The sequence below is a fragment of the Butyrivibrio sp. ob235 genome (assembly GCF_900109475.1).
In the GTDB taxonomy this organism is placed as follows: domain Bacteria; phylum Bacillota; class Clostridia; order Lachnospirales; family Lachnospiraceae; genus Butyrivibrio.
Genome location: NZ_FOBE01000013.1, coordinates 98,042 through 105,899 on the forward strand (window position 1 = coordinate 98,042; position 7,858 = coordinate 105,899).

The window sequence follows — 7,858 nt, forward strand, 5'->3', positions numbered from 1 at the left end:
ATTATGGATAAAACCGTAATTTGTGATTATTATAATCGGAAGGGCACATTATGGAAGGAAGCATTCAAACTTTAAAATACCGCGCGGAAGAAATTTTAGAGGCGATGACCCTGGATGAAAAAATCGGGATGATCCACGGAAACGAACTCTTCAAAACGAAGGGAATACCGAGACTTGGGATACCGCCGCTTGTAATGTCCGACGGCCCCATGGGAGTTCGCGCGGAGTTTGAAAAAGACGACTGGATTCCGGTAGGAAACACTGACGATTATGTTACCTATCTTCCCTGCAACAGCGCGGTTGCAGCGACCTGGAACAGAAACCTTGCAAGCAGAACCGGAAGCGTTCTCGGCGAGGAGACCAGAGGCCGCGGTAAAGATATAATCCTTGCGCCCGGCATGAACCTCAAAAGGTCGCCGCTTTGCGGAAGAAACTTTGAATATTTCAGCGAGGATCCTTTCCTGACCTCCGAGATGGCATCGGAGTATATAAAAGGCGTCCAGAGCTGGGATGTCTCCGCATGCCCGAAGCACTTCGCCCTGAATCACCAGGAAACTGCAAGGCTTGAAGTCGATGAAGAAATCGACGACGATGTTCTTGATGAGCTGTATCTCCAGGTGTTCAAGGATGTCATAGACGCCGCAAATCCCTACAGCATAATGGCTGCCTACAACAAGCTGCGCGGTGAGTACTGCTGTGAGAGCAAGCTCCTTCTGAATGAGATTCTCAGAGAAAAATGGGGCTTCCAGGGACTCGTGATCTCCGATTGGGGTGGCATTCACAATACTAAAGAAGCTGCCGAAGCGGAAATTGACCTGGATATGTCTGTCACAAGCGATTTTGATAATTACAAATTTGCGAAGCCGCTAAAGGACATGGTTCTAAGCGGCGAAATCGACGAGGAAATAATCGACCGCAAGGTAATTCGCGTTCTGATCCTGATGCTTCGCCTCAACATGCTTGATGAGGACGTGATGATCAGGAAAGATGCGCCCTACAACTCATTTGCAGCAAGACAGGATTGCCTTGACATCGCAAGGGGAAGCATCGTACTTTTGAAAAATGAAGATAAGCACCTTCCTCTCTCACGATATGAAATAAAGAATAAGAGAATTCTTATAATTGGCGAAAATGCAAACCGCACCCATTCAAACGGCGGCGGAAGCGCAGAAATCAAGGCCCTTTACGAAATCACTCCGCTTCTTGGAATTAAGGGAAGAATAGGCGGAGCGGCAAAGGTCGACTACCTGCGGGGTTACGCCAGCGCTCAGGAAGCGATTTTCAGCTATGAGGGCACAAACTGGCAGGCTACAAGCCTTGATGACATTGAGGAAACCAAGGACTCTGCGGAAGATGCAAAAGAAAAAGAAGAGCTTTCAAAGCTTCGTAAAAAGCTAAGGGACGAAGCTCTGGCTGCCTGCAATGACTATGATTATGTACTTTTCGTAGGCGGATTAAATCACGATATCGACCTCGAGGGTAAGGACAAAGAGAATATAAAGCTCCCTTACGAGCAGGATGAACTTCTTGAAGAACTTTTGGAAAAACGTCCGGATACCATAGTTTGTATGATAGGCGGCGGCGCCGTTGATATGACAAGATGGCTTGATAAGTGTAAAGCACTTGTGTGGATGTATTATAATGGCATGGAGGGCGGAAACGCGCTCGCAGAGGTTATCCTTGGGGACATCAATCCCTGCGGACACCTGCCGGAGACTTTTTATAAATCGGAAAAAGACTGCTCAGCCCACAGTATAGGCGATTTTGGGGACACTGAGATGGTTCATTACAAAGAGCGTTTCCACATCGGATATCGCCACATTTACAAGGAAAATATTCCCGTGCAGTTCCCTTTCGGATACGGACTGACCTACTCCGATTTTGAGATATCGAAGCTGTCCTTCAACACCGGACGGCGTATGGTCTGCGGTAAGCTTACCAACAAATCCGATGAGGACGGCGCAGAGATAATCCAGGTTTACAGACTGCCCGACGAAGCGCACGACTACCTTGAACTTGTCGGCTTCGAAAAAGTATACACCAGGGCAAACGGAGAAATAGAATTTGAAATAGCTGTCCGCGACAGAGTCGGAATCGGCAAATACGCCGTCGGCTTCAACAGCGGAGAACTAACGACGATAGAATAAAACAATAATATGCCTTCTATGCCTTCCCCTTGGGGGGCGCTCGACGTCCGGGGGACGTCGGTTCAGCGCGGACCGAAGCGGAGCGAAGACAGGTGGCACGAAGTGCCGGATGAGGAGAAAATGCTAACCATAAAATGTGACCTGCACACCCACACATTATACTCGGCGCACGCCTACTCAACCATCGAGGAGAACGTGCGGGAGGCCGAGTCCATAGGACTGGAGCTTCTTGCCAGCACCGACCATTTCAGTTCCATGGTCGTTGCAGAGGACGAGGATCTGCGCTCCTACCAGTTTTTCACCAATCAGGGGTGCTGGAAACGCTTTTGGCATGGCGTTAAACTCCTTCGCGGATGCGAGGTGGACATAGTCAATCCCGAGGGCTACCTCTTCGGAATGGGACTTCCTATAAAAAGATCAATCGTAGGCGATCCCTACAAGGAAGACAAAGACCTCTTTCACAGAGCGACAGAGAACCTGGACTTTATCATAGCAAGTGTGCACGGAAAATGGGGACTTCAGGGCATCACTAAAAACCAGGCGACTCAGATGTACATCACCGTTCTGGAAGATCCGCAAATACTGATGCTCGGACACATAGGCCGCGCCGGAATACCTTTTGAAACCGACGAAGTCCTAAACCGGGCAAAAGAACTACACAAACCGATCGAGATAAATGAGCACAGTGTTATCTGGAGCGGCGACGTTATGGACAGATGCAAGGAAATCGCCATAAGATGCGCAGAGCTTGGGGTAAGCATCTGCGTCAACACCGACGCTCATATCGCGACAGATGTCGGAAGATTTCCCACAGCGATATCAATGCTTGAGGAAATCCATTTCCCGCAGGAACTCATCATGAACCGCGACAGCGAAAGCTTCCTTTCGCAGTACTACGCGGCCGGGTTCCCGGAAATCAAATTCGACGAGGAATAAATTGGGGGAAGGTATGAAAATAGTTTTAGAAAATCTAACAAAAAAATTCCCAAACAGAAACAAAAAAATTAAGGGCGACGTCATCGCCGTAAATAACTTCGACCACGAAATCCAGGACGGGAAGCTCATTGGGCTCCTCGGTCCTTCGGGCTGCGGAAAAAGTACGGTCCTTAATCTTATAAGCGGCCTTGAAAAACCGACTTCCGGCAAGATATTCTTCGGAGATGATGACGTAACAGAACTTCCTGCTGAAAATCGCGGAGTGGGGCTTGTTTTCCAGAATTATGCGCTGTATCCGCACCTTAACGTGCGAGAAAACATTCGGTTCCCGCTTGAGAACCTGCGTGGAAAGGATAAGCTTACAAAGGACGAGATGAACAGCAAAGTCCTTAAGACCGCAAAGCTTGTGCAGATTGAGAGCCTTCTTGACCGCAAGCCCTCCGAGATGTCGGGCGGACAGCAGCAGAGAGTTGCGATAGCGAGAGCACTTGTTAAGCAGCCCAGAGTCCTCCTTCTGGATGAACCCTTGTCAAATCTTGACGCAAGACTCCGCCTCCAGACAAGAGAAGAGCTCAAGAGAATTCAGATAGAGACCGGAATTACCACGATTTTCGTAACCCATGATCAGGAAGAGGCGATGAGCATCTGTGACTCCATCGTAGTTATGAAGGACGGCTGCATCATGCAGTACGGCGCGCCTCAGGATGTCTACGACTATCCGGACAACCTTTTTGTTGCGAAATTCCTGGGATCTCCCCAGATCAACGTCTTCAAGGGTGAGATCAGAGGCAGTTCACTTTTCATAGGAAAAGACTACGTGATGGATGTGAAGGACCTTTGCGGACAGGCCGGAAGAAATTGTGAGAAGGGAGAAATATCCCAAAATGCCAATGGCGCCGGAAGCTCGGAAATCAGACCGTGCTACGTTGCTATAAGACCTGAGGGCTTTGAAGCCCTGTCCGAAAATGATACTGATAATTCTTTTGGAACCCTTCGCTGCGAATTCAGAAAAATGGAAGTAATGGGGCGTGACACCAGCATTATCTGTACACACGAGGCTTTTGAAGGAACCGTGATAAGAGCGATAATCCCTTCGGAGACACGTCCCCAGTTCATCGGAGGCGAAGTCTGCTTCAGACTTAAACCCTCGAAGGTCCACATTTTTGACGCTGAAACGGAGGATGTAATCCGGTGAGCAATAAGAAACAGACCCTAACCGCCTGGCTGTGCCTTCTGCCGGCGATCATATTCCTGGGAGCATTCCTCGTCTATCCGATGATAGACGTATTTGTGTACTCCTTTGAGGAGGGCTACAACTTTGCGTCGCAGAGCTATTTCGGACTCGGAACCTACAACTATTCCTACGTGCTGCACGACCCGTATTTCATACAGGCTCTGAAAAACACCTTCATAATCGTGCTTATAACAGTGCCGCTTTCCACAGGTATTGCGCTGATTATTTCGATAGCCCTCAGCTCAATTGACAAACTGAGGGAGCTTTTCCAGACAATCTATTTTCTTCCCTACGTCACTAACACTCTGGCGGTGGGACTTGTTTTCATGATCCTTTTCCAGAAAACCGCTTACACCGATGGCATGGTGAACGTGCTCATAAATGCGTTCGGCGGCGAAAGCATCGATTTCATCGACGGCCCCTACTGGGCAAAAATGTTCGTCATGTGCTTCTACACCATCTGGTGCGTGCTGCCCTTTAAGATCCTGATTCTGACGAGCAATCTCGCTTCCGTCGATCCCATCTACTACAAAGCGGCTAAGATAGATGCAACTCCCAAGTGGAGAATTTTCACGAAAATCACGCTCCCGATGATCTCGCCCATGATCTTTTACCTGGTCATCACCGGATTTATCGGGGCTTTCAAAGCATACAGCGACGAGGTTGCGCTTTTTGGAACCGACCTCAACGCGGCAGGCATGAACACAATCGTAGGCTACATCTACGACATGCTCTACGGCAACAGCGGCGGCTACCCGTCCTATGCCTCGGCTGCAGCGATCATCCTGTTCGCCATAGTATTCACCATCACCGTCATCAACCTGCTCGTCAGCGAGAAGACGGTATATTACCAATAAAATAGAAAGAGCCTTCCCCTTGGGGGCGCTCAACGTCCGGGGGACGTTGGCTTAGCGCCGACCGAAGCGGAGCGAAGACAAGGTGGCACGAAGTGCCGGATGAGGGGTACACCCAATGAATGACCTTAATTACGAAAAAATCGAAGCCCGCGACCGGGCCGCCACAATAGCCCAGGGAATTGTGAAATACCTTTTCCTGACTTTCTGGGCCCTAATTGTACTGTTCCCTTTTTACTGGATGATTCTCACATCCTTTAAAAGCTACAGTTCCTACAACAGCGAGTACGTTCCGAGACTCATCGTTACATCGCCCACTTTCCAAAACTATGTGAGCGCGTTCACGGAAGTTTCTCTGGGAAGATACCTGATAAACACCTTCATTTTCACGGTGGTTACCACGGGCATAATGCTTGTAATCGTGGTTCTTTCCGCATTCGCATTTTCAAGACTCGAATTCCCCGGAAAAAACCTGGTATTCGCGCTGTTTTTATCACTGATGATGATTCCAAACGAACTCGTCATCATCACAAACTATGTCACAATTACCGACCTGAATATGCGCAACTCCTTCCCCGGACTGGTGCTGCCGTCCGTCATCTCGGTTTTTTACATATATCTTCTTAAGGAAAACTTCGAGCAGATTCCGGACGAACTCTACAAAGCAGCAAAGGTCGACGGGACTAGCGACATGCGCTATCTATGGCGTGTCATGATTCCGATTGCAAAGCCCACACTCATCACCATCACAATCCTGAAGGTCATCGAGTGCTGGAATTCTTACATCTGGCCGAGACTCATCACTGACGACTCCAACTATTTCCTCGTCTCCAACGGAATTCAGGAGATACGTGAAAATGGCTTTGGCCGTGAAAATATTCCCGCCATGATGGCAGCAGTGGTGGCAATTTCCGTACCGCTGATGATTTTGTTCCTTGTATTTCGAAGGAAAATCATGGCCGGAGTTGCAAGAGGAGGTACGAAGGGATGATGCCGAATTTTTGCAACAAAAAATCCATAAAGAAAATTGCGCTTGCAGCCACTATGGTACTTACGGTCGCCATAAACGGACTTGCATTATCCGCCTGCCACGGAAGTAAAGAAGCCCGCGGATTCGAGATACCGGAATCTTTTGATGAGAACAAGAAAATTGAAATCACCTTTTGGGCAAAGAATGATACCAACAAAACCCAGACAAGAATATACGAAAAAGCGATTAAGAATTTTGAGGAGCTTTATCCGAATGTGGATGTAACAATCCGCCTATACACGGATTACGGCAAAATCTATAATGACGTAATTACAAATATTGCGACAGATACCACGCCAAATGTCTGCATAACCTACCCCGATCATATCGCGACTTACATGACCGGCGCGGACACTGTTGAGCCATTGGACGATCTTTTCGCAGATGAAAAATATGGACTTGGCGGCAGCGAGCTGAAATACGACGCTCCGACCATTGACGAGATTGTTCCCGAGTTTTTATCAGAGTGCAAGATTGGAGGCAGCCACTATGCAATCCCGTACATGCGCTCGACCGAGGCCTGCTATGTAAATAAAGACTATGTTGAACAGCTTGGATTCGAGATGCCTGAAGTCCTCACCTGGGATTTTGTATGGGAAGTTTCCGAGGCAGCCCTTGCGAAAAACGAGGATGGCACCTACAAGTTAAATGACCAGAAGGTCATGATACCTTTTATATATAAATCCACCGATAACATGATGATACAGATGCTGAAACAGCAGGGGGCAGGCTACTCGAATGATAAGGGGGACATCGAACTTTTCAGTGATGATACCAAGGCTTCCCTCATGACAATAGCAGAGCATGCGAAAACCGGTGCATTCTCAACCTTCAAGATCTCCGGATATCCTGCAAACTTCCTGAATGCAGGACAGTGCATTTTTGCAGTCGACTCAACCGCCGGCTCCACCTGGATGGGCTCCAAGGCACCACTCCGCGACATCGCGGAAGACAAAGTGGTGGACTTTGAAACCGTAGTATATCCCATTCCACAGTACTACTCGAAAGATGGAGAGCTTCTGGATGACAGTATTAAGGCAGCGGGTGGCCGCTACGCAATGATTTCCCAGGGTCCCTCTATCTGCATCTTCAATAAAGAGGATCCTCAGGTTGTGCTTGCATCCTGGCTTTTTGCGCAGTACATGCTGACGAATGATGTCCAAATGGCTTATGCCGAGACCGAAGGCTATATTCCTGTCACCACTAAAGCTCAGGAATCTGCTGAATATAAGGACTACCTGAATAGAGCAGGTGAGGATAACAGCACATATTATGATGTGAAAATTGCTGCTACAAAGCTTCTTCTTGATAACCAGCGCTATACCTTTGTTACCAGTGTATTCAACGGCTCCACCTCGCTTCGCGACGCAGCAGGTGCCCTGATCGAGAATGTCACCAAGTCGGTTCGCAGAAAGAAAGAAGTGGACGACGACTTCATTGCCAAGCTCTACGATGACACCAGAAGCCTCTACCACCTTGATTCCGGCAGCGCAGTAAACGCCGGCAAAGCAGACCTCGGCGAACTTCCCGAGGAATCCAAGTGGCTCATCAGGATATTGATTGGCGCCTGGGTACTGATCGGCGCGTACTTCTTCTATTCGAGGAAAAGTGGCAAGATTTCGAAAGAATAGTTTTTTCACCAATAGAGTGATATAAT

General features: G+C 48.5%; 6 protein-coding genes. All 6 read left to right on the forward strand.

Going from position 1 to position 7,858, the window contains the following annotated elements; all coding sequences use genetic code 11:
- Nucleotides 1–50 precede the first annotated feature (50 nt).
- Nucleotides 51–2,147, forward strand: a complete 2,097-nt coding sequence (locus tag BMW61_RS11075) for a glycoside hydrolase family 3 protein (RefSeq protein ID WP_091821849.1) — start codon at nt 51–53, stop codon at nt 2,145–2,147.
- Nucleotides 2,148–2,267: 120 nt separating this feature from the next.
- Complete coding sequence (locus BMW61_RS11080; RefSeq protein ID WP_091821877.1) at nt 2,268–3,083, forward strand: PHP domain-containing protein; 816 nt, start codon at nt 2,268–2,270, stop codon at nt 3,081–3,083.
- Between the two features lie 13 nt (nt 3,084–3,096).
- A complete protein-coding gene (locus BMW61_RS11085) occupies nt 3,097–4,278 on the forward strand; it encodes an ABC transporter ATP-binding protein (protein ID WP_091821861.1) in 1,182 nt (393 codons plus the stop codon).
- Complete coding sequence (locus BMW61_RS11090; protein WP_022761011.1) at nt 4,275–5,174, forward strand: carbohydrate ABC transporter permease; 900 nt, start codon at nt 4,275–4,277, stop codon at nt 5,172–5,174. Before BMW61_RS11085 ends, BMW61_RS11090 begins: the two co-directional genes overlap by 4 nt.
- Nucleotides 5,175–5,289: 115 nt before the next feature.
- Nucleotides 5,290–6,162, forward strand: a complete 873-nt coding sequence (locus BMW61_RS11095; RefSeq protein ID WP_022761012.1) for a carbohydrate ABC transporter permease — start codon at nt 5,290–5,292, stop codon at nt 6,160–6,162.
- Nucleotides 6,159–7,832 carry an ABC transporter substrate-binding protein gene (locus BMW61_RS11100; RefSeq protein ID WP_330388457.1) on the forward strand — a complete coding sequence of 558 codons (1,674 nt, stop codon included), beginning with the start codon at nt 6,159–6,161 and terminating at the stop codon, nt 7,830–7,832. Before BMW61_RS11095 ends, BMW61_RS11100 begins: the two co-directional genes overlap by 4 nt.
- Nucleotides 7,833–7,858 lie beyond the last annotated feature (26 nt).

Excerpts from the sequence above, each read along its gene's own strand:
- BMW61_RS11075 (WP_091821849.1), top strand. The coding sequence starts at position 51 with ATGGAAGGAAGCATTCAAACTTTAAAATACCGCGCGGAAGAAATTTTA.
- BMW61_RS11080 (WP_091821877.1), top strand. The coding sequence starts at position 2,268 with ATGCTAACCATAAAATGTGACCTGCACACCCACACATTATACTCGGCG.
- BMW61_RS11085 (WP_091821861.1), top strand. The coding sequence starts at position 3,097 with ATGAAAATAGTTTTAGAAAATCTAACAAAAAAATTCCCAAACAGAAAC.
- BMW61_RS11095 (WP_022761012.1), top strand. The coding sequence starts at position 5,290 with ATGAATGACCTTAATTACGAAAAAATCGAAGCCCGCGACCGGGCCGCC.
- BMW61_RS11100 (WP_330388457.1), top strand. The coding sequence starts at position 6,159 with ATGATGCCGAATTTTTGCAACAAAAAATCCATAAAGAAAATTGCGCTT.